Origin of the sequence: Micromonospora sp. NPDC006431 (assembly GCF_042870725.1) — a bacterium.
GTDB lineage: Bacteria > Actinomycetota > Actinomycetes > Mycobacteriales > Micromonosporaceae > Micromonospora.
Genome location: NZ_JBIAHQ010000013.1, coordinates 170,697 through 191,102 on the forward strand (window position 1 = coordinate 170,697; position 20,406 = coordinate 191,102).

The following is a 20,406-nucleotide window of genomic DNA, read 5'->3' on the forward strand; positions in this document are numbered from 1 at the left end:
GTGGACGGCATGACGGACCGGCTGGGCGAGCTGAGCGCCATGGGTGTGGCGATCTGGCTCGACGACCTTTCCCGGGTACGACTGAGCGCCGGCGGGCTGGACCAGCTCCGCCGGGAGAAGCACCTGGTCGGGGTGACGTCGAACCCGACCATCTTCGCGAAGGCGCTGAGCGACGCGGACGAGTACAACTGGCAGCTGAAGGACCTCGCCATCCGTGGGCTGGACGTCGAAGAGGCGGTCCGCATGCTCACCACGTACGACGTGCGGTGGGCCTGCGACGTGATGCGCCCCGCGTACGACGCCAGCGCGGGGGTCGACGGCCGGGTCTCGATCGAGGTGGACCCGCGGCTGGCCCACGAGACGGAGCGGACCGTCGCCGAGGCCGGGGCGCTGTGGTGGCTGATCGACCGGCCCAACCTCTTCATCAAGATCCCGGCCACCGAGGCGGGCCTGCCGGCGATCACCGCCACCCTGGCCCAGGGGATCAGCGTCAACGTCACGCTGATCTTCAGCCTGGACCGGTACTCGCAGGTGATGGAGGCCTTCCTGGCCGGTCTGGAGCAGGCGAAGGCGAACGGGCACGACCTGTCCAAGATCGGCTCGGTCGCGTCGTTCTTCGTCTCCCGGGTCGACAGCGAGGTGGACAAGCGGCTGGAGAAGATCGGCTCCGACCAGGCCAAGGCGCTGCGCGGCAAGGCCGCCATCGCCAACGCCCGGCTCGCTTACGAGCGGTACGGCGAGGTGTTCTCCTCCGACCGGTGGCAGGCCCTCGCCGACGCCGGGGCGCACCCGCAGCGCCCGCTCTGGGCCTCCACGTCGACGAAGAACCCGGACTACCGGGACGTCATGTACGTCGAGGAGCTGATCGCTCCCGGCACGGTGAACACCATGCCGGAGCCGACCATCCACGCCTTTGCCGACCACGGCGAGGTCCGGGGCGACACCGTCACCGGCTGCTACGACGACGCCCGCAAGGTCTTCAGCGACCTGCAGGCGGTCGGGGTGGACCTGGCTGACGTGGTCGCCGTCCTCGAGCGCGAGGGCGTGGAGAAGTTCGAGGCGAGCTGGCTGGAACTGCTCGACGGGGTGAAGAAGTCGCTCGCCGAGGCGGCCAAGGGCACCGGGCGGCCGGGCAAGGCGGCCAAGGGCAGCGCGACGGCCGCCGAGCGGGCCGGGGGCAACGCGTGACGAACGGCGTGCGACGTGTCCCGGGGCGACGCCCCGGGACACGCCACGCCGTCGTCACCCCGCAGTCGCGAACAGAGGTGGCCCCGTGAGCGACCTGCTGGCCGGCCCGGCGGACATCGCCGCCGGGCTGGCCGTGCACGGCGCGGACGCGGTCGACCGGTCCGCGCCGGCGTCGGTGCGCGCGGACCTGGTCGCCCGGGACGTCCCCGCCCGGCTCGCCGCCAAGGATCCGACCCTGTGGGGCTCCGACGCGGAGGCGACGGCGCGGGTACGGCTCGGCTGGGTGGACACCCACCACCGCAGCCGGGAACTCCTCCCGCAGCTCGCCGAGTTGACGGACGAACTGGCCGACCTCGACCACGTGGTGCTCGCCGGGATGGGCGGCTCGTCGCTCGCGCCCGAGGTGATCGCCTGTACCCTCGGCCGCCCGCTGACCGTGCTGGACACCACCGACCCCGCGCAGGTCCGGGCGGCCCTGGCCGACCGGCTGGAGCGGACCGTGGTGGTGATCTCCAGCAAGTCCGGCACCACGGTGGAGACCGACAGCCACCGGCGGGCGTACTGGCAGGCGTTCCTGGACGCCGGGATGACCGAGGCGGAGGCGGCCCGGCACTTCGTGGTGGTCACCGACCCGGGCTCGCCGCTGGCGGCGACCGCCGCGGAGGCCGGGCTGGTCACCATCCCCGCCGACCCCGAGGTGGGCGGCCGGTACTCGGCGCTCACCGCGTTCGGGCTGGTCCCCGCGGCGCTGGCCGGGGTACCGGTGACCGACCTGCTCGACGACGCCGACGCGCTCGCCGAGTCGCTGGGCCGGGACCGGGACAACCCCGGCCTGGCGCTCGGCGCGGCCCTCGGCGCGGCGGCCACCACCGGTCGGGACGTGGTCGCCCTGACCTCCGACGGCACCGGCGTCGAAGGGCTGGGCGACTGGGCCGAGCAGTTGCTCGCCGAGTCGACCGGCAAGGCCGGCGTGGGCCTGCTGCCGGTGGTGGTGGAATCCCCGGACGCTCCCGGCGCCGCCGGCCCGGACGTGCTCGCCGTCAGCTACGGCGGCGCGCTCGGCCCCGGGGTGGCGCCCGGTGCCGGCAGCGCGGACGTGGCGGTCAACGGGCCCCTCGGCGCCCACTTCCTGACCTGGGAGTACGCCACCGCGATCGCCGGGGCGGTGCTCGGGGTCGACCCGTTCGACCAGCCCGACGTCGCCGAGAGCAAGCAGAACACCGAACGCATCCTCGCCGCCGGGCCGCCGGCGGAGGCGCCGTCGTTCACCGAGGGCGCCATCGAGGTGTACGCCCCGCCCGGCGCGCCGGCCGACCTGGCCGGGGTGCTGCGCCGGTTCCTCGACGGATTGGGCGACGACGGGTTCCTGGCGGTGACGGCGTACCTGGACCGCCATGGGGACGCGGCGGTGGCCGGGCTGCGACCCGTGCTGGCCCGGGCGACCCGCCGCCCGGTGACCTTCGGGTGGGGGCCGCGCTACCTGCACTCCACCGGCCAGTACCACAAGGGCGGCCGGCCGGTCGGGAGCTACCTTCAGGTGACCGGCGCGGTCAACGACGATCTGCCGGTGCCCGGCCGTCCGTACACCTTCGGGATGCTGCAGGCGGCCCAGGCCGCCGGTGACCGGCAGGCCCTGGCCGGCCGGGGGCGGCCGGTGCTGCGACTGCACCTGACCGAGCGGGCGGCGGGCGTCGCCCAGCTACTGGATGCGGCCGGACGGACAGGGACGTGACGATGATTGACGTGACATCAGCGGAGCGAGGAGGCGGCATGAACCCGCTGCGCGACCCGCAGGACCGGCGGCTGCCGCGGATCCCGGAGCCGTGCGCTCTGGTGATCTTCGGGGTCACCGGTGACCTGGCCCGCAAGAAGCTGTTGCCGGCGGTCTACGACCTGGCCAACCGGGGGCTGCTGCCGCCCGGTTTCGTGGTCCTGGGCTTCGCCCGACGTGACTGGGGCGACGGCGACTTCGAGTCGCTGGCCTACGAGGCGGCGAAGAAGGGCGCCCGCACCCCGTGGCGGGAGGAGGTGTGGGCGCGGCTGGCCGGCAACATCAAGTTCGTCGGCGGCTCGTTCGACGACGACGCCGCGTTCGACCAGCTCGCCACCACCCTGGACGAACTGCGCGACTCGCACGGCATCGACGGCAACGCGGCCTTCTACTTCTCCATCCCCCCGGCAGCCTTCCCCGTGGTGCTCAAGCAGCTCGCCCGTACCGGCATGGCGGACAACGCCAAGTCGGGTGGCTGGCGCCGGGTGGTGGTGGAGAAGCCGTTCGGCAACGACCTGCCCTCGGCGAAGGCGCTCAACGACCTGGTCGACGACGTCTTCACCCGCCAGGACGTCTTCCGGATCGACCACTACCTGGGCAAGGAGACCGTCCAGAACATCCTCGCCCTGCGGTTCGCCAACAACCTCTTCGAGCCGCTGTGGAACGGCAAGTACGTCGACTCGGTGCAGATCACCATGGCCGAGGACGTCGGCATCGGCACCCGGGCCGGCTTCTACGACTCGGCCGGGGCGGCCCGGGACGTGCTGCAGAACCATCTGCTCCAGCTCCTCGCCCTGGTGGCCATGGAGGAGCCGACCAGCTTCGACGCCGACGAGATCCGGACCGAGAAGCTGAAGGTGCTCAAGGCCATCACGGTGCCGAAGGACGCGACCCGGGACACCGTCCGGGGCCAGTACCTGCCCGGCTGGGTCGGCGGCGAACGCGCGGTCGGCTACCTGGAGGAGAAGGGCGTCCCGCCGGACTCCACCACGGAGACGTACGTGGCGGTGAAGCTGGGCATCCAGAACCGGCGCTGGGCCGGGGTGCCGTTCTACATCCGGGCCGGCAAGCGGCTGCCCCGGCGGGTCACCGAGGTGGCGATCATCTTCAAGGAGGCGCCGCACCTGCCGTTCAACCCGGCCGACGTGGAGTCGCTCGGCAACAACCAGCTCGTCGTCCGGGTGCAACCGGACGAGGGTGTGGTGCTGAAGTTCGGCTCCAAGGTGCCGGGCACCGCGATGGAGGTCCGGGACATCGCGATGGACTTCCAGTACGGCGAGGCGTTCACCGAGTCCAGCCCCGAGGCGTACGAGCGGCTGGTGCTGGACGTGCTGATCGGTGACCGGACGCTGTTCCCGGACGCCGCCGAGGTGGAGCAGAGCTGGCAGGTGGTCGACCCGTTGGAGCACGCCTGGGCGGGCACCAAGCCGGAGTCGTACCGGGCCGGCGAGTGGGGGCCCCGGGCGGCGGACGAGATGCTGGCCCGCGACGACCGCTCCTGGCGGCGGGCATGACCGAGCACACCGGGAGGTTCCGTTGATCGGCCTGTGGGACACCACCGGTAACGAGGTGGTCAAGGCGCTCGCCGCCGAGCGGCGCAGCGCGGGCGGGGTGGCCAGCGGCATGGCGCTCAGCCTGATCGTGGTGGTGGACGAGAAGCGGGTCCGGGAGGCGGAGGCCGCGGCGACCATAGCGGCCGCCGCCCACCCGTGCCGGCTGCTCGTGGTGGTCCGCTCCGACGTCGAGCGGGACCGCAACCGCCTGGACGCGGAGATCGTCGTCGGCGGCCGGCTCGGCCCGTGCGAGGCGGTGGTCACGCGGATGTACGGCCGGCTCGCCCTGCACGCCGAGTCGGTGGTGCTGCCGCTGCTGGTGCCGGACGTGCCGGTGGTGACCTGGTGGCACGGCGAGCCGCCGGAGGAGATCGCGACCGACTTCCTCGGCGTGGTGGCCGACCGGCGGATCACCGACTCGGCGCAGGCCGCCGATCCGGTCGCCGCGCTGCGGCAGCGGGCCGCGGACTACGCCCCGGGCGACACCGACCTGGCCTGGACCCGGATCACCCCGTGGCGCACCCTGGTGGCCGGGGCGTTCGACACCGCCCAGGCCAAGGTCACCGAGGCGAGCGTGGTGGCGCCCGGGTCCGATCCCACGGCGGCGCTGATGCGCGGCTGGCTCGCGTCGCGGCTCGACATCGACCCGGCCTGGGTACGCACCGACGAGTTTCCGCGGATGCGCGAGGTGCAGCTGCGCTGCGCCAACGGCGACCAGCTGACCCTGACCCGGGACGACAACGTGGCGACCTTCCGGCGTACCGGCCAGCAGGACCGCACACTGCCGCTGGTCCGCCGCCCGCTCGGCGACGAGCTGGCCGAGGAGCTGCGCCGCCTCGACGCCGACCAGGTGTACGCGGAGGCGCTCGGCGCGACCGCCGGCATCTCCGGGCTGGAGGAACGCCCCACCCAGCGGGTGCACGTGTGGAAGGACCCGGCGACCGCCCAGCGGGCCGAGGCCGGGATCAGCGCGCACGCCGGCGCGACCGCCAACCAGTGAACGGACCGCCGGGCGGCACGGGCCGCCCGGCGGCCGGACAGCACCGGTGACCGCCGTGGGGCGGTCGGAGCACGAAGGCACGATGGATGAGTGAGGCGAGTGTCGCCGTACACGCCGACCCCGACCTGCTGGCGCAGGCGGTGGCGGCCCGCTTGGTGGTGAAGCTGCTCGACGCGCAGGCGGACCGGGGCCAGGCGTCGGTGGTGCTGACCGGCGGGCGGATCGCCGCGGCGGTGTACCGGGCGGTGGCGGAGCTACCCGCCCGGGACGCCGTCGACTGGTCCCGGGTCGACGTCTGGTGGGGCGACGAGCGGTTCCTGCCGGCCGGCGACCCGGAACGCAACGAGACGCAGGCCCGGGGGGCGCTGCTGGACGCGGTGCCGCTGAACCCGGCGCGGATCCATCCGATGCCGGCCTCGGACGGTCCGGCGGGCAACGACCCGGAGGCGGCCGCCGCCGGGTACGCGCGGGAGCTGGCCCGGGCGGCGCGGCCCGGCACCGCCGCGCTCCCCCACTTCGACGTGCTGATGCTCGGCGTCGGCGAGGACGGGCACGTGGCGTCGGTCTTTCCGGAGCACCCGGTGCACCACGACAGCCGGCCGGTCAGCGCCGTACGCGGCAGCCCGAAGCCTCCGCCGGTGCGGGTCACGCTGACCCTGCCGGCGATCAACACCGCCGAGGAGGTCTGGCTGGTGGCCGCCGGCGCGGACAAGGCCCGAGCGGTGGGCATGGCCCTCGCCGGGGCCGGGCCGGTGCAGCTTCCCGCGGCCGGGGTGCACGGGGTGTCCCGTACCCTCTGGCTGCTCGACCGGGCGGCGGCGGCCGACGTGCCGCCCCGGCTGCGCAGCCTCCGCTGAGCCTCCGTCGCGGCACTCCTCGCCGCCCGCTGCGCGCGGGTTCACGGAACGAGGGGCTGTTCCGCGGCGGAGAGCCACTCGTTCCCTGAATCAGGCCCCTCAGGGGGCGGAGGGCGAGCCGGCGCGGTCAGGCGCCCCGGCGGCGGCGTAGCGCGGCCAGGGCCTCGGCGAGGAGGGCCTCCCCCTGTTCCGGGGTACGCCGCTCCTGCACGTACGCCAGGTGGCTCTTGTAGGGCTCCGAACGCGGTCGGCCCGGCGGGTTTCCCGGGTCCGGGCCGGCCGGCTGGCCGCACCGGGGGCAGTCCCACGCCTGCGGCGCCTCCGCGTCGGCGGCGATGAGGAACTGGACCTCGTGAGCGTTGCCGCACCAGTAGGTGACCGGCCGGCGCGGGGCCGGCTCGTACCGCTGGTCGAAGCGCTCGGGGGCGGACCCGATCCGGGTGCCGCGGACGACGTTGTCACCGGGCATTGCTGCTTGCTCCTGTCGTCGGAGGGGACCGCCGCGCGGGGGTGGACGGCGGGCGACGCGGTGCAGCGGAAAGCAAACTGCGCGCGGTCCGTGACGGACCGCGCGCAGATTGTACGCTCGACGCGCTGACTCAGGCGCCGCTGCTCAGCTGGAGCCGGAGCCAGAGCCCGATCCCGACGATGCACGCAAACCAGATGATCCCGACCAGAACGGTGTAGCGGTCGAGGTTCTTCTCGGCGACCGAGGAGCCGGCCAGGCTGGAGCTGACGCCGCCGCCGAACATGCTCGACAGCCCGCCGCCCTTGCCGCGGTGCAGGAGGATCAGCAGCGTGAGCAGGACGCTCGTGATGACCAGCAACACGATCATCGTGTAGGCGAACCAGATCGGCATGGCGGGGGTTTGTCCTCTCGTTGCGATCACTGCCCGTCCTCGGGCACGGCGGCACCGACCGGCGGACGGGCAGCGTCAAGGATAGCGAGCTATCAGCGAGCGATGTGCTCCGGGAACCGGCAGATCTGCGCGAATTCCTCGGCGTCCAGGCTGGCACCGCCGATCAGGGCCCCGTCCACGTCCGGCTGCGCCATGATCGCGGCGATGTTCGACGCCTTGACCGAGCCGCCGTAGAGGATCCGGACCTGCTGGGCGGTGGCCTCGTCGAAGGTTTCGCTGAGCCGCTTGCGCACCTCGCCGCAGACCTCCTGGGCGTCCTCCGGGGTCGCCGTCTTGCCGGTGCCGATCGCCCAGACCGGCTCGTACGCCACGACGACCTTGGTCACCTGCTCCGCGGTGAGCCCGCGGAGCGCGCCGTCGAGCTGGTCGCAGCAGTGCGGCACGTGCCGGAGCTGCTCCCGGACCTCCAGCCCCTCGCCGATGCAGAGGATCGGGGTGAGCCCGTTGGCCAGCGCGGCGTTCACCTTGTCGTTGACCAGTGCGTCGTCCTCGTTGTGGTACTGCCGCCGCTCCGAGTGACCGACCACCACGTAGGTGCAGCCCAGCTTGGCGAGCATCGACCCGGCGATGTCCCCGGTGTACGCGCCCGACTGGTACGGCGACAGGTCCTGCGCGCCGTAGCCGATCAGCAGCTTGTCGCCGTCCACCGCCGTCTGCACGGTCCGCAGGTCGGTGAAGGGCGGCAGGACCACCGTCTCGACCTCGGTGAGCTGCTTCTCGGTGAGGCTCGCGGCCAGCTTCTGCACCAGCAGGTTGGCCTCGAGGTGGTTCAGGTTCATCTTCCAGTTGCCGGCCATCAGGGGCCGGCGGGTGGGGCTCGCCATCACTTCTCCAGGGCCGCGATGCCGGGGAGGGTCTTGCCCTCCAGGAATTCCAGGGAGGCGCCGCCGCCGGTGGAGATGTGATCGAACGCCGACTCGTCGAGCCCGAGCGTCCGCACCGCCGCCGCCGAGTCACCGCCGCCCACGACGCTGAACGCACCGGACTTCGCGATCGCCTCGGCGACCCCGCGGGTCCCGTTCGCGAACGCGGCCATCTCGAACACGCCCATCGGGCCGTTCCAGAACACCGTCCGCGCCTGCTTGAGGGCGGCGGCGAACCCGGCCACGGTCTCCGGGCCGATGTCGAGCCCGACCCGCTTGTTCGGGATGCCGTCCACCCGGACCGTGTGGTGCTCGGCGTCCGGCGCGAAGGCGACCGCGGCCACCACGTCGACCGGGAGCATGATCTTGCCCGGCTCGCGTTCCATCAGGTTGCGGCAGGTCTCGACCATCTCCTCCTCCAGCAGCGAGCTGCCCACCTCCAGGCCCTGGGCCTTGAGGAAGGTGAAGCACATCCCGCCGCCGATGAGCAGCCGGTCGACCTTCGGCAGCAGCGCCTCGATCACGGCCAGCTTGTCGGAGACCTTGGAGCCGCCCAGCACCACCACGTACGGCCGCTCCGGGTCGCCGGTCAGCTTGCTGAGCACCTCCACCTCGCGCAGCACCAGCCGGCCGGCGAAGTGCGGCAGCCGGGCCGGCACATCGTAGACGCTGGCGTGCTTGCGGTGCACCGCGCCGAAGGCGTCGTCGACGTACGCCTCGCCGAGGGCGGCGAGCTGGTCGGCGAAGGCGCCCCGCTCGGCGTCGTCCTTGCTCGTCTCACCCTTGTTGAAGCGGAGGTTCTCAAGCACGGCGACCTGACCGTCGGCGAGGCCCTCCACGCATGCGCGGGCCGAGTCGCCGACGGTGTCCTCGGCGAAGTGGACCGGGGCACCGAGCAGCTCGCCCAGCCGGCCGGCCACCGGGCGGAGGCTGAACTGCGGGTCCGGCGCGCCCTTCGGGCGGCCCAGGTGCGAGCAGACGACCACCTTCGCGCCGGCCTGGACCAGCGCGCTCAGCGTCGGCAGGACGGCCCGGATCCGGCCGTCGTCGGTGATCTCACCGGTCTGCTTGTCGAGTGGGACGTTCAGGTCGGCGCGCACCAGCACGCGCCGACCCGGCACCCCCTCGGCGAGCAGGTCGTCGAGGTTGCGGATGCTCACAGAGCTAGCCCTCCGTTCGTGACTGGGCCTGCCTCAGCTCGCGACTGCGGGGCTCGCTCCGCTCGCTCCTCGCGCTCGCGACCGGGGCTCGCCAGCTCACTCCTCGCACTCACAGGGAGCTACCCACCAGCTTGACCAGGTCGACCAGGCGGTTCGAGTAGCCCCACTCGTTGTCGTACCAGCCGACGACCTTGACCTGGTTGCCGATCACCTTGGTCAGCGGCGCGTCGAAGATGCAGGACGCCGGGTCGGTGACGATGTCGGCGGAGACGATCGGGTCCTCGTTGTAGACCAGGATGCCCTTGAGCGGGCCGTTCGCGGCGGCCTTCATCGCGGCGTTGACCTCGTCCACGGTGGTCTCCCGGCCGACCGTGACGGTCAGGTCGGTGGTCGAGCCGGTCGGGATCGGCACGCGCAGCGCGTAGCCGTCCAGCTTGCCCTTGAGCTCCGGCAGGACCAGGCCGATCGCCTTGGCGGCGCCGGTCGAGGTCGGCACGATGTTGAGCGCGGCGGCCCGGGCCCGGCGCAGGTCCTTGTGCGGCGCGTCCTGCAGGTTCTGGTCCTGCGTGTACGCGTGGATGGTGGTCATCAGACCCTGCTGGATGCCGAACGTGTCCTGCAGCACCTTCGCCATCGGGGCGAGGCAGTTGGTGGTGCAGGAGGCGTTCGAGATGATGGTGTGCTTGGCCGGGTCGTACTGGTCCTGGTTGACACCCATGACGACCGTGACGTCCTCGTTCTTCGCCGGAGCGGAGATGATGACCTTCTTGGCACCGCCGTCGATGTGCGCCTTCGCCTTGGTGGCGTCGGTGAAGAAACCGGTGGACTCGATGACGACGTCGACGCCGGCCTCGCCCCACGGCAGCTTGGCCGGGTCCTTCTCGGCGTACGCCTTGATGGTGTGACCGCCCACGCTGATCTCGTCGTCGGTGGCCTTCACCTCGTGCGGGAGGCGGCCCAGGATGCTGTCGTACTTGACAAGGTGGGCGAGCGTCGCGTTGTCGGTCAGGTCGTTGACCGCCACGACCTCGACGTCAGCGCCGGACGCCAGCACTGCCCGGAAGAAGTTGCGGCCGATCCGGCCGAAGCCGTTGATGCCAACCCGGATGGTCACAGGTCCCATCTCCTCGCGTTCTGGTCCGCCGGCGTCAGAACAGGGCCGGCGGAGGTGTGTGCGCCGACCGTTGGAGCCGGCCGTTGACGGTTCATCTCGGCCACCCCGCCGCGGTCCTGAGGACCTGACCGCCCGAGGCGGTGAGCACGGCGAGGGGTGCCTGTGCCGGCCCCCTTGCCGTACGCAGCGACCTTATCCGAGCGTGCCGCATCGCGCTGCGGCGGGTGGTGAACCCGCCGGCAGGTGACGCCTCACCGTCCTATCAGACCACGAGCATGTCCGGCGTGACGGCCGCTTCCGTATCCGGGATGCCCAGGTCCCGGGCCCGCTTGTCGGCCAGCGCGAGGAGCCGGCGGATCCGGCCGGCGATGGCGTCCTTGGTCAGCGGCGGATCGGCGAGGGCGCCCAGCTCCTCCAGCGACGCCTGCCGGTGCTCCAGGCGCAGCCTTCCGGCGGAGGTGAGGTGGTGCGGGGCGTCGTCGGCGAGGATCTCCAGGGCCCGGGTGACCCGGGCGGCGGCGGCCACCGCGGCGCGGGCCGAGCGGCGCAGGTTGGCGTCGTCGAAGTTCGCCAGCCGGTTGGCGGTCGCCCGGACCTCCCGGCGCACCCGGCGCTCCTCCCAGGCCAGCACGCTGGCGTGGGCGCCGATGCGGGTGAGCAGGGCGGCGATCGAGTCCCCGTCCTTGACCACCACCCGGTCCACCCCACGGACCTCGCGGTTCTTGGCGGTGATCCCGATCCGTCGGGCCGCGCCGACCAGGGCGAGGGCCGACTCGGGGCCGGGGCAGGTGATCTCCAGCGCGCTGGAGCGGCCCGGCTCGGTGAGCGAGCCGTGGGCCATGAACGCGCCGCGCCACGCGGAGACCGCGCAGCAGACGTTGGCCGCGACCACGTGCGGCGGCAGGCCGCGCACCGGGCGCCCCCGGACGTCCAGCAGACCGGTCTGGCGCGCCAGCGCCTCGCCGTCCTTGACCACCCGCACGATGAAGTGGCTGCCCTTGCGCAGCCCGCCGGAGGCGAGCACGTGGATCTCGCTCGGGTAGCCGTAGACCTCGGCGATCTCCCGCCGCAGCCGCCGGGCGACCGCGCCGGTGTCCAGCTCCGCCTCGACCACCACGCGACCCGACACGATGTGCAGGCCGCCCGCGAAGCGCAGCAGGGCCGCCATCTCCGCCCGCCGGCAGCACGGCTTGGGCACGTCGACCCGACTCAGCTCGTCTTTGACCGCCGCCGTCATCGCCATAGTGCGCCCCCTCACGGACCGGTTCCGGCGTGTCGCCGGTGATTACGTACGTGTCTAACGATCGGCACCCAGGACAGGCACCAGCGCGGCGCCCAGGGCGGCTGGATCATGACGGGGCGCGCCGTCGAGGACGGCGACGGGGGCGAGGACCAGCCGGGCACCCAGCGATTCTGCCGCACCCGCAACCGCCTCGGGGTCACCCACCGCCGTCGAGTCCGCCAGCACCATGTCCACCTTCAGCTCGGGCATATAGCGCCGCAGGGTGTCCAGATGGTCGGCCAGGGAGAGCCCGTGGGTCTCCTTCTCCGCCACCAGGTTGAGCGTGACCAGCCGCCGCGCCGGACTGGAGACGATCGCGTCGGCCAACTGCGGCACCAGCAGGTGGGGCAGCACGCTGGTGTACCAGCTGCCCGGCCCGAATATCAGCCAGTCGGCCACGCGTACCGCGGCGACCGCCTCCGGGCAGGCCGCCGGCGCGGCCGGGGTGAGCCGCAGCGACTCGACCCGGCCGGAGGTGACCGCCACCTGGTGCTGGCCGCGCACCGTGCGTACCTCGTCGGGGTGGCCCGGGTCGGCGCCGCGCACCCGGGCCTCGATGTCGACCGGCTGGCAGGACATCGGCAGCACCCGGCCGACCGCGCCGAGCATCGCGCCGGCGTGGTCGAGCGCGGCCACCGGATCGCCGAGCAGCTCCGTCAACCCATTGAGCAGCAGGTTGCCGACCGCGTGCCCGGCCAGCGAATCGCCCGCTCCCGCGCCGTCGCCGGCGGCGAAGCGGTGCTGGAAGAGCGCCGCGCTGCGCCGGGTGGCCGGGTGGTCGCCGGCCAGCGCGACCAGCGCCTGCCGCAGGTCGCCCGGCGGCAGCCCGCCGCGCTCGGCCCGCAACCGGCCGCTCGAGCCGCCGTCGTCGCCGACGGTGACCACCGCGGTAATGTCCAGGTCCAGCTCGGGTACGCAGTGCCGCAGCGCCCGCAGGGACGCCGAGAGCCCGTGCCCGCCGCCGAAGGCGACCACCCTGGTCGGGATCATTCCCGCCCCAGGTCCCGGTGCTGCGCGTGGGCGGCGATGCCGGACTGGCGCAGCCGGGCGGCCAGTTCCTCGGCGATGGCGACGCTGCGGTGCTTGCCGCCGGTGCAGCCGACCGCCACGGTCAGGTAGCGCTTGCCCTCCCGCTCGAAGCCGGCGGTGGTGGCGTTGACCAGATCGGCGTAGCCGGTCACGAAGGCTTCCGCGCCCTCCTGGCCCAGCACGTACGCGCTGACCGCCTCCTCACGCCCGGTGTGCTCGCGCAGCTCCGACACCCAGTACGGGTTGGGCAGGAACCGGGCGTCCATCACGAAGTCGGCGTCCGGGGGAAGGCCGTACTTGAACCCGAAGGAGAGCACGGTGATCCGCAGTCGACGGGAGTCCTCCCCGCCGAACAGCTCCTCGACCCGGCGCCGGAGCTGGTTGACGTTCAGGTGGCTGGTGTCGATGATCACGTCGGCCTGGTCCCGGGCCTCCTCCAGCAGCGCGCGTTCGACGGCGATGCCGTCGGCCAGCCGCCCGTCACCCTGCAGCGGGTGCGAGCGCCGGACGCTCTCGAACCGGCGGATCAGCACCTCGTCGTCGGCGTCGACGAAGACCACCCGGGGCTGGAAGCCGCGCTCCCGCAGCTCCCGGATCGCGCCGGCCAGGTCGGTGGAGAAGGCCCGGGAGCGAACGTCCAGCACCATGGCCGTACGCCGGGCCGCGCCGCCGGCCTTGAAGGCCAGCTCGGCCATGTCCAGCATGAGCGCCTGGGGCAGGTTGTCGACCACGTAGTAGCCCACGTTCTCCAGCGCCCGGGCCACCGTGCTGCGGCCACCGCCGGAAAGGCCGGTCACCACCACCAGGGTGGTGTCCACCTCGGCCGGCGCCGGCCGTCCGAGGGCTGTCTCCGTACCTGTCGGCACCAGGTCTCCCGGCGTCCGCGCCTCGCTCACCCGTTACCCCCAAGCCGTGGCGCCGCGGCCGCTCGGCCGCGCGTGGTCAGTCAGCGACTCTAACGGCTGCGACCCGGCGCGGGATTCCACGGGGTGACGACCGGAACACCTGCTTGTCCGGTTTGTCGCCGTCTCGGTACCGGTTTCCCCAGGTCCCGCCGGAGACGGTCGCACTTCCGACACCGTCAGCGACTGCCGATGGTCGGTGACCACTCCCGCGCCACCGGTGTGCCCCACCCCGGCCGCCCGACCGGGCCCGCCCGGCGTGGCCCGGGCCGGCCGGGCCCCGCGGACCCCGCGACGCGCTCGCCGGGGCGGGGCGCTGTCGGGGGCGCTCGTAGACTGCGCGGATGGTCTCCCCCACCGATCAGCGGACCGAGGACGCGCTGCGGGTGCTCCGCCGGGTGTTCGGCTACGACGCCTTCCGGGGCTTCCAGCAGGAGGTCGTCGAGCACGTGGTGGCCGGCGGAGACGCGCTGGTGCTGATGCCGACCGGGGGCGGCAAGTCGCTCTGCTACCAGATCCCCGCGCTGGTCCGGGACGGGGTCGCGGTGGTCGTCTCGCCACTGATCGCCCTCATGCAGGATCAGGTCGACGCGCTCACCGCCGTCGGAGCCCGCGCCGGGTTCCTCAACTCGACGCAGGAGCCGGGCGAGCGGCGGCGGGTGGAGGCCGCCTTCCTCGCCGGCGAACTGGACCTGCTCTACCTCGCCCCGGAGGCGCTGGCCGGCCGCGCCACGGTCGGCCTGCTGGAGCGGGGCCGGATCGCGCTGTTCGCCATCGACGAGGCGCACTGCGTCTCCCAGTGGGGGCACGACTTCCGCCCCGACTACCTCAACCTCTCGATGCTGCACGAGCGCTGGCCGGGGGTGCCGCGGATCGCGCTCACCGCCACCGCGACCAAGGCCACCCGTACGGAGATCGCCACCCGGCTCCAGCTCACCGACGCCCGACACTTCGTGGCCAGCTTCGACCGGCCCAACATCCAGTACCGGATCGTGCCCAAGCGGGAGCCGCGCAAGCAGCTGCTGAGCCTGCTGCGCGACGAGCACCCGGGCGACGCGGGCATCGTCTACTGCCTGTCCCGCGCGTCGGTGGAGAAGACGGCCGAGTTCCTGGTGGCGAACGGGATCCCGGCCCTGCCGTACCACGCCGGGCTGGACGCCCGGACCCGGGCCGCCAACCAGCAGCGCTTCCTGCGCGAGGACGGGCTGGTCATGGTCGCCACCATCGCGTTCGGGATGGGCATCGACAAGCCGGACGTACGCTTCGTCGCCCACCTCGACCTGCCGAAGTCGGTCGAGGGCTACTACCAGGAGACCGGCCGGGCCGGGCGGGACGGCCTGCCGTCGACGGCCTGGCTGGCGTACGGGCTCCAGGACGTGGTCCAGCAGCGCAAGATGATCGAGACCTCCGAGGGCGACCTGGCGCACCGGCGCAACCTCGCCGCCCACCTGGACGCGATGCTGGCCCTCTGCGAGACGGTCCGCTGCCGCCGGGCGCAGCTCCTCGAGTATTTCGGCGAGACCGGCGCGGGCGGCTGCGGCAACTGCGACACCTGCCTCGAACCACCGGAGTCCTGGGACGGCACGGTCGCCGCGCAGAAGCTGCTCTCCACCGTCTACCGGCTGGACCGGGAACGCAACCAGCGCTTCGGCGCCGGGCACTGCGTGGACATCCTGCTCGGTAAACGCACCGACAAGATCGACCAGTACGGCCACGACTCGTTGACCACCTTCGGCATCGGCACCGAGCTGCGCGAGGCGGAGTGGCGGGGCGTGGTGCGGCAACTGCTCGCCGAGGGCCTGCTCGCCGTCGAGGGCGACTACGGCACCCTCGCCCTGACCGAGGCGAGCGCCGAGGTGCTGGGCCGCCGGCGTACGGTCACCATGCGGCGGGAGCCGGAGAAGCCGGTGTCCGCCCGGTCGGCGAAACCGCGGGGCGCGGCCAGCGTCGTCGCCGAGCTCACCCCCGCTGCGGCCCCGGTGTTCGAGCGGCTGCGGGCCTGGCGGGGGGCCACCGCCAAGGATCAGGGCGTGCCCGCGTACGTCATCTTCCACGACGCGACCCTGCGCCAGATCGCCACCGAGGCGCCGGCCTCGCTGACCGAGCTGTCCCGGATCAACGGCGTCGGCGAGAACAAGCTCGCCAAGTACGGCGAGCAGATCCTCGCCGTACTCGCCGAGGCCGACGCACCTGCCTGACCGCCACGCGTCGCCGCCACCGGTTCGGCCGTCATCGGGAGACGACAACGGCCGGCCCCGTGGTGGGGTCGGCCGGGTGCCGGTCCCCGGGGAGCCGGCGGTGAAGTTGCCGAAGAAGGGCCGGCCCCTGGTGGGGGGGCCGGCCCTTCGGGTTGTTTGGTGTGTCAGGAGGTCGAGTAGCCGCGGGTGGCGATCCAGTCGGCGAGGTTGTCGACGCTGATCCGGTAGGAGGCGGTGTTCGGGTTGGCCGAGTCGGCGATCGTCACGGTCTTCCCGTTGTCGTGGTAGCCCACGACGCTGATGTAGTGGCCGCCTTCGAAGGAGTGGGTGTTGCCGTCGGTGTCGGTGGTGGTGCCGGCGATGTTGGCGACCACGGCGCGGCCGTTGTCGATGGTGCGGACGATGTCGGCGCGTAGGGTGTCGGTCTGCTTGTCGTCGGCCTTGGCGTCCTTGATCTCGACCGAGTGGTAGGCGTTGTTGCTGCCGGTTTCCTTGTTCAGGACGGGGGTGATGTCGTTGATGCTGTTGGTGCCGTTCTCGGTGGTGCCCATTTCCTTGGCCATGGCGTCGATGTTGATGTTCTTGCCCTGGACGGAGAGGGCGTTGCGGGTGGCGGCGGGGCCGCAGTAGTAGAAGTTCGGCTGGGCCTCGTAGCGCACGTTCAGTTCCCGCTCACCGTTCTTGCTGGCCTGCGGCTTGTCGGCGGGCTTGGCGGGGGCGGCGTGGGCGGCGATGGCGGGTCCGGCGATGCCACCGGCGGTGGCGGCGATGCCGGCAGTGGTCAGCAGGGTCTTACGCAGGATGGTGTGGGTACGCATGATGATCAGAACCTTTCAGTTCGGGGGAACGGCACACACACGCGAAGGGGGATGCGCGGGCGCCGCGTGAAAGGGAAAGTCAGAAAGGGGAATCTGCCCGGCGGCCCTGGGGGCCTGCGCGGGGCGTTCCGGGTGTAACGACCGGGGGTCGGGGATCATTCCACCCGGCGTTCCGGGGGACCTGGCCGAGGCCTCGCGGCCTGCTGCGCGGCCCGGGGATGTAACCACGGCCGGGGGCCGATCATTCCGCCGCAGCCGGGGCCACCATCGGGTCGCAGATCCGGCGCGGTCAGCCATGTTCAACGCCCCCGGCCCGGGCCTGATTCCACCGGGCCACCCCCGCCACCGGACAGCCAGGCCTGAACCGGACACACCACGCCCAGCCAGACCCCACCAGACAGCCCATCCCGCGCACGGCGGACCGAACGGGTGTCGACGGACCTCCGGCACGAAACAGTCGAGGGCCACCCGCACGGGTCGACCCTCACCCACCGTCACATCCCGCCGTGGACCAGACCCATCCGCACCCTGCTTTGCTCTGCAGCCACATACGCAACACTCACAGACCGTGACAGCTGCGTATCTGGCTGCAGAGCAAAGCGAGGACGGGAACAATCCCCCTTGGCGAAGCCGGCGGAGGAAACACCTGCTCAGCCCCTCTCCGATGGCTGGCGTGCGTATTCGTCAAGAACGCCTCCCGGTTACGGTGCGTGCCTCAAGGCCGACTCAGCCGGCCGTCACGTTCCGTCAAACCACTTCGATGGCAGGCGGGCGATGTTGACGCCCCGAACGTCGTCGCCCGCACACCCTCTTGACGGCCAGACCGGGCACATGCGCGGGTTCGGACACCGCCCGCGAGACCCAGACCTTGGAGACTTTCCGCTCGGGCGGAGGGCAAAGCCGCCAAGAGTCACAGCGAGAGGGCCCGAACCACCGTCAGGGGCGGCCGGTGCGCACGGAAAGGCTCGGCAGCAGCCTCCGCTGACTCGGCACCGACCGGCGCGGCACCGTTTCTCGCAAAGACCTGGGACGCGCGGCGGGCTGGGGCGAGTCAGGGGGTGGGAGTCGGCTTGGCGCCTTCGTCGAGGGCGGCCAGGATCGCCTCCGCCGTCCGCTTCCCCACCCCGGGCACCTCGGTGATCTCTTCGACGGTGGCGGCGGAGAGGCGCTTGAGCGAGCCGAAGTGGCGCAGGAGGGCCTTCCGGCGTACCTCGCCCAGGCCGGAGATGTTGTCGAGCGCCGACTCGGTCATCCGCTTCGAGCGCCGCTGCCGGTGGAAGGTGATGGCGAACCGGTGCGCCTCGTCACGGACACGTTGCAACAGGTAGAGCGCCTCCGAGGTGCGCGGGAGGATGACCGGGAACTCGTCGTCGGGCAGCCAGACCTCCTCCAGCCGCTTGGCCAGCCCGCAGAGCGCCACGTCGTCGATGCCCAGCTCGGCGAGCGCCTCCGCGGCCGCCGCCACCTGTGGCGCGCCGCCGTCGACCACGACCAGTTGAGGGGGGTACGCGAACCGGCGCGGACGCCCGGTGGTGGGGTCGATGCCGGGCCGGTCCGGGTCGCCGGCGGTCTCCTCGCCGATCTCCCCGGTCTCGGCGCGCGCGTCGAGGTAGCGGGCGAAACGCCGGCGGAGCACCTCGGACATCGCGGAGAGGTCGTCGCTGGCGCCCCGGATGATGAACCGCCGGTACTCGCTCTTGCGGGGCAGCCCGTCCTCGAAGACGACCATGCTGGCGACCACGTCGGTGCCTTGGATCTGCGAGACGTCGAAGCACTCGATGCGCAGCGGCGATGTCCGCATGCCGAGCGTCTCGGCGATCTCGTCGAGGGCCTTGCTGCGGGTGGTCAGGTCGCCGGCCCGCTTGAGCTTGTGCCGGGCGAGCGCGTCCTTGGCGTTGCGTTCCACGGTCTCCAGCAGCGCCCGCTTGTCGCCACGCTGTGGGACCCGCAACGACACCCGGCTGCCCCGGCGCGTGGAGAGCCAGTCGGCGAGCGCGTCGACGTCGCTGGGCAGCTCCGGGACCAGCAGCTCGCGGGGGACGTCCGCCTCGCCCTGCTCGCCGCCGTAAACCTGGGTGCAGAAGTGGTGCACCAGATCGCCGGTGCTCAGGTCTTCGGTCTTCTCCACCACCCAGCCGCGCTGGCCGCGTACCCGGCCGTCGCGGATGTGGAAGACCTGGACCGCGGCCTCGAGCGGGTCGTCGGCGAAGGCCACCACGTCGGCGTCGGTGCCGTCGCCGAGCACCACCGTCTGCTTCTCCATGGCCCGGCGCAGCGCGGCCAGGTCGTCACGCAGCCGGGCGGCCCGCTCGAACTGGAGCTCCTCGCTGGCCTCCTGCATCTCCCGTTCGAGCCGCCGGACCATGGTGTCGGTGCGGCCGGCCATGAAGTCGCAGAAGCCGTTGACGATCTCCCGGTGCCGCTCGGCGGTGACACTGCCGACGCAGGGCGCGGAGCACTTGCCGATGTAGCCCAGCAGGCAGGGGCGGCCGACCTGACCGGCCCGCTTGAACACGCCGGAGGAGCAGGTCCGCGCCGGGAAGACCCGGAGCAGCAGGTCCAGCGTCTCGCGGATCGCCCAGGCGTGCGAGTACGGCCCGAAGTAGCGGACCCCCTTGCGCTTGGCGCCGCGCATCACCTGGAGCCGCGGATACTCCTCGTCCAGGGTCACCGCCAGGTACGGGTACGACTTGTCGTCGCGGTAGCGGACGTTGAACTTCGGGTCGTACTGCTTGATCCAGGTGTATTCCTGCTGGAGCGCCTCGACCTCGGTGGCGACGGTGATCCAGTCCACCGACTCGGCGGTGAAGACCATCTGCCGGGTGCGCTGGTGCAGGTTGACCGGGTCGGCGAAGTAGGAGTTGAGCCGGCTGCGCAGGCTTCGCGCCTTGCCGACGTAGATCACCCGGCCGGTGCCGTCGCGAAAGCGGTAGACCCCTGGCGACTCCGGGATGGTGCCGGGTGCGGGACGATAGGTCGAGGGGTCAGCCACGCCGCAAGCCTAGTCCGCACCCCCGACACCCCACCGCCGCCACGCGTCCCCCACCCGGACCCGCGGGCGGGGGACGCCGCCGAGCACTCAGGCGAGGGTGATCTGGTCGCCGGTGACCTTGATGTTCTTCGGGGCCAGGGGCCGGGTGGCCGGGCCCTGCTTCACCGATCCGTCGACGATCGAGAACCTGCTGTTGTGGCAGGTGCAGTTGATGGTGCCGCCGTCGACGTTCGACACCGGGCAGCCCTGGTGGGTGCAGATCGGGTCGAAGCCCTTGAACTGGCCCGGCTCCGGCTGGGTGATCACGACGCCCTTGCTGGCGAACACCGCGCCGCCGCCGACCGGGATGTCGGTGGTCCGGGTCAGCGGGCCGATGCTGTCCCGGTTACCGCCCTCGGCGTCGCCGGCGCCGGTCGCACCCGGGCCGCCGCTGGTCGGCGCCGGGGTCCCCGAACCCGCGCCCTCGTTGTCGCCGCAGGCGGCGAGCACCACTGCCGCGCCGACCGCGCCGGCGCCCGCCAGCAGGGCTCGGCGCGTCTGCGTACCCGGCTCGGTTCCCACCTGATCGTCACTCATGTCCGGCCTCTCTCTCGACTGCCGCCACCCATCATGATCCGTGTCCATTTCTGGACACGGATGACTGTGCCGCGCGGTTCATACGAGCGCGTCACGAAATGGGTACCGAAACCCAGAACGCCCCGGCTTCGCCGCGCGGACGGGCCGTGCGGCGGGCCGGCGGGTGCGCCGGGCGCCGCCGCA

The 20,406-nt window shown here is 72.4% G+C and carries 17 protein-coding genes; 6 read left to right on the plus strand and 11 right to left on the minus strand.

Features of this window, described 5'->3' with window-relative positions; genetic code table 11:
- Nucleotides 1-9 precede the first annotated feature (9 nt).
- The 5 genes from tal to pgl all read left to right on the plus strand — a co-directional run bounded on the left by tal (nt 10) and on the right by pgl (nt 6,369).
- On the plus strand, nt 10-1,188 hold the full coding sequence (gene tal, locus ACFYM6_RS22625) for a transaldolase (RefSeq protein WP_387278365.1): 1,179 nt from the start codon (nt 10-12) through the stop codon (nt 1,186-1,188).
- A gap of 85 nt (nt 1,189-1,273) precedes the next feature.
- A complete protein-coding gene (locus tag ACFYM6_RS22630) occupies nt 1,274-2,920 on the plus strand; it encodes a glucose-6-phosphate isomerase (protein ID WP_387278367.1) in 1,647 nt (548 codons plus the stop codon).
- A 38-nt stretch (nt 2,921-2,958) separates the two neighbouring features.
- Nucleotides 2,959-4,473 (plus strand): glucose-6-phosphate dehydrogenase, encoded by a 1,515-nt coding sequence (gene zwf / locus ACFYM6_RS22635; protein WP_387278369.1) that lies wholly within the window; start codon nt 2,959-2,961, stop codon nt 4,471-4,473.
- Between the two features lie 22 nt (nt 4,474-4,495).
- Nucleotides 4,496-5,512, plus strand: coding sequence for a glucose-6-phosphate dehydrogenase assembly protein OpcA (locus ACFYM6_RS22640; protein ID WP_387278371.1), 1,017 nt, complete (start codon nt 4,496-4,498; stop codon nt 5,510-5,512).
- Nucleotides 5,513-5,598: 86 nt separating this feature from the next.
- The gene (pgl, locus tag ACFYM6_RS22645) at nt 5,599-6,369 is read left to right on the plus strand and encodes a 6-phosphogluconolactonase (RefSeq protein ID WP_387278373.1); all 771 of its coding nucleotides are present in this window, start codon (nt 5,599-5,601) and stop codon (nt 6,367-6,369) included.
- 127 nt (nt 6,370-6,496) lie between these two features.
- Here pgl and ACFYM6_RS22650 read toward each other — a convergent pair whose 3' ends face one another.
- The 8 genes from ACFYM6_RS22650 to rapZ form a co-directional block, all read right to left on the minus strand.
- The gene (locus ACFYM6_RS22650) at nt 6,497-6,838 is read right to left on the minus strand and encodes an RNA polymerase-binding protein RbpA (protein ID WP_387278375.1); all 342 of its coding nucleotides are present in this window, start codon (nt 6,836-6,838) and stop codon (nt 6,497-6,499) included.
- Nucleotides 6,839-6,968: 130 nt separating this feature from the next.
- Nucleotides 6,969-7,229 (minus strand): preprotein translocase subunit SecG, encoded by a 261-nt coding sequence (secG, locus tag ACFYM6_RS22655; protein WP_073837985.1) that lies wholly within the window; start codon nt 7,227-7,229, stop codon nt 6,969-6,971.
- Nucleotides 7,230-7,321: 92 nt separating this feature from the next.
- The gene (gene tpiA, locus ACFYM6_RS22660) at nt 7,322-8,113 is read right to left on the minus strand and encodes a triose-phosphate isomerase (RefSeq protein ID WP_387278377.1); all 792 of its coding nucleotides are present in this window, start codon (nt 8,111-8,113) and stop codon (nt 7,322-7,324) included.
- On the minus strand, nt 8,113-9,312 hold the full coding sequence (locus ACFYM6_RS22665; RefSeq protein WP_387278379.1) for a phosphoglycerate kinase: 1,200 nt from the start codon (nt 9,310-9,312) through the stop codon (nt 8,113-8,115). The genes tpiA and ACFYM6_RS22665 overlap by 1 nt, the downstream gene beginning before the upstream one ends.
- 109 nt (nt 9,313-9,421) lie before the next feature.
- Entirely contained in the window at nt 9,422-10,426 is a 1,005-nt protein-coding gene (gene gap, locus ACFYM6_RS22670) for a type I glyceraldehyde-3-phosphate dehydrogenase (RefSeq protein ID WP_073837988.1), read from the minus strand.
- A 262-nt stretch (nt 10,427-10,688) separates the two neighbouring features.
- On the minus strand, nt 10,689-11,669 hold the full coding sequence (gene whiA, locus ACFYM6_RS22675; RefSeq protein WP_073837989.1) for a DNA-binding protein WhiA: 981 nt from the start codon (nt 11,667-11,669) through the stop codon (nt 10,689-10,691).
- A 54-nt stretch (nt 11,670-11,723) separates the two neighbouring features.
- On the minus strand, nt 11,724-12,698 hold the full coding sequence (yvcK, locus tag ACFYM6_RS22680) for a uridine diphosphate-N-acetylglucosamine-binding protein YvcK (RefSeq protein WP_387278382.1): 975 nt from the start codon (nt 12,696-12,698) through the stop codon (nt 11,724-11,726).
- The gene (gene rapZ, locus ACFYM6_RS22685; protein ID WP_357445516.1) at nt 12,695-13,603 is read right to left on the minus strand and encodes an RNase adapter RapZ; all 909 of its coding nucleotides are present in this window, start codon (nt 13,601-13,603) and stop codon (nt 12,695-12,697) included. The genes yvcK and rapZ overlap by 4 nt, the downstream gene beginning before the upstream one ends.
- 380 nt (nt 13,604-13,983) lie before the next feature.
- Here rapZ and recQ point away from each other — a divergent pair, with 380 nt between their 5' ends.
- A complete protein-coding gene (gene recQ, locus ACFYM6_RS22690; protein ID WP_387278384.1) occupies nt 13,984-15,837 on the plus strand; it encodes a DNA helicase RecQ in 1,854 nt (617 codons plus the stop codon).
- Nucleotides 15,838-16,001: 164 nt separating this feature from the next.
- Here the strand turns inward: recQ and ACFYM6_RS22695 are convergent, their stop codons facing one another.
- The 3 genes from ACFYM6_RS22695 to ACFYM6_RS22705 form a co-directional block, all read right to left on the minus strand.
- A complete protein-coding gene (locus tag ACFYM6_RS22695) occupies nt 16,002-16,655 on the minus strand; it encodes a C39 family peptidase (RefSeq protein ID WP_387278386.1) in 654 nt (217 codons plus the stop codon).
- Between the two features lie 1,051 nt (nt 16,656-17,706).
- Nucleotides 17,707-19,647 (minus strand): excinuclease ABC subunit UvrC, encoded by a 1,941-nt coding sequence (gene uvrC / locus ACFYM6_RS22700; protein ID WP_387278388.1) that lies wholly within the window; start codon nt 19,645-19,647, stop codon nt 17,707-17,709.
- Between the two features lie 87 nt (nt 19,648-19,734).
- Nucleotides 19,735-20,223, minus strand: coding sequence for a Rieske (2Fe-2S) protein (locus ACFYM6_RS22705; RefSeq protein WP_387278390.1), 489 nt, complete (start codon nt 20,221-20,223; stop codon nt 19,735-19,737).
- Nucleotides 20,224-20,406: the final 183 nt, after the last annotated feature.

What these genes read in the sequence shown, in the direction of transcription:
- yvcK (WP_387278382.1), bottom strand. Translation starts at nt 12,698, where the DNA reads ATGATCCCGACCAGGGTGGTCGCCTTCGGCGGCGGGCACGGGCTCTCG.
- whiA (WP_073837989.1), bottom strand. Translation starts at nt 11,669, where the DNA reads ATGGCGATGACGGCGGCGGTCAAAGACGAGCTGAGTCGGGTCGACGTG.
- ACFYM6_RS22705 (WP_387278390.1), bottom strand. Translation starts at nt 20,223, where the DNA reads ATGAGTGACGATCAGGTGGGAACCGAGCCGGGTACGCAGACGCGCCGA.
- pgl (WP_387278373.1), top strand. Translation starts at nt 5,599, where the DNA reads ATGAGTGAGGCGAGTGTCGCCGTACACGCCGACCCCGACCTGCTGGCG.
- ACFYM6_RS22650 (WP_387278375.1), bottom strand. Translation starts at nt 6,838, where the DNA reads ATGCCCGGTGACAACGTCGTCCGCGGCACCCGGATCGGGTCCGCCCCC.
- zwf (WP_387278369.1), top strand. Translation starts at nt 2,959, where the DNA reads ATGAACCCGCTGCGCGACCCGCAGGACCGGCGGCTGCCGCGGATCCCG.
- secG (WP_073837985.1), bottom strand. Translation starts at nt 7,229, where the DNA reads ATGCCGATCTGGTTCGCCTACACGATGATCGTGTTGCTGGTCATCACG.
- ACFYM6_RS22695 (WP_387278386.1), bottom strand. Translation starts at nt 16,655, where the DNA reads ATGCGTACCCACACCATCCTGCGTAAGACCCTGCTGACCACTGCCGGC.
- tpiA (WP_387278377.1), bottom strand. Translation starts at nt 8,113, where the DNA reads ATGGCGAGCCCCACCCGCCGGCCCCTGATGGCCGGCAACTGGAAGATG.
- recQ (WP_387278384.1), top strand. Translation starts at nt 13,984, where the DNA reads ATGGTCTCCCCCACCGATCAGCGGACCGAGGACGCGCTGCGGGTGCTC.
- tal (WP_387278365.1), top strand. Translation starts at nt 10, where the DNA reads ATGACGGACCGGCTGGGCGAGCTGAGCGCCATGGGTGTGGCGATCTGG.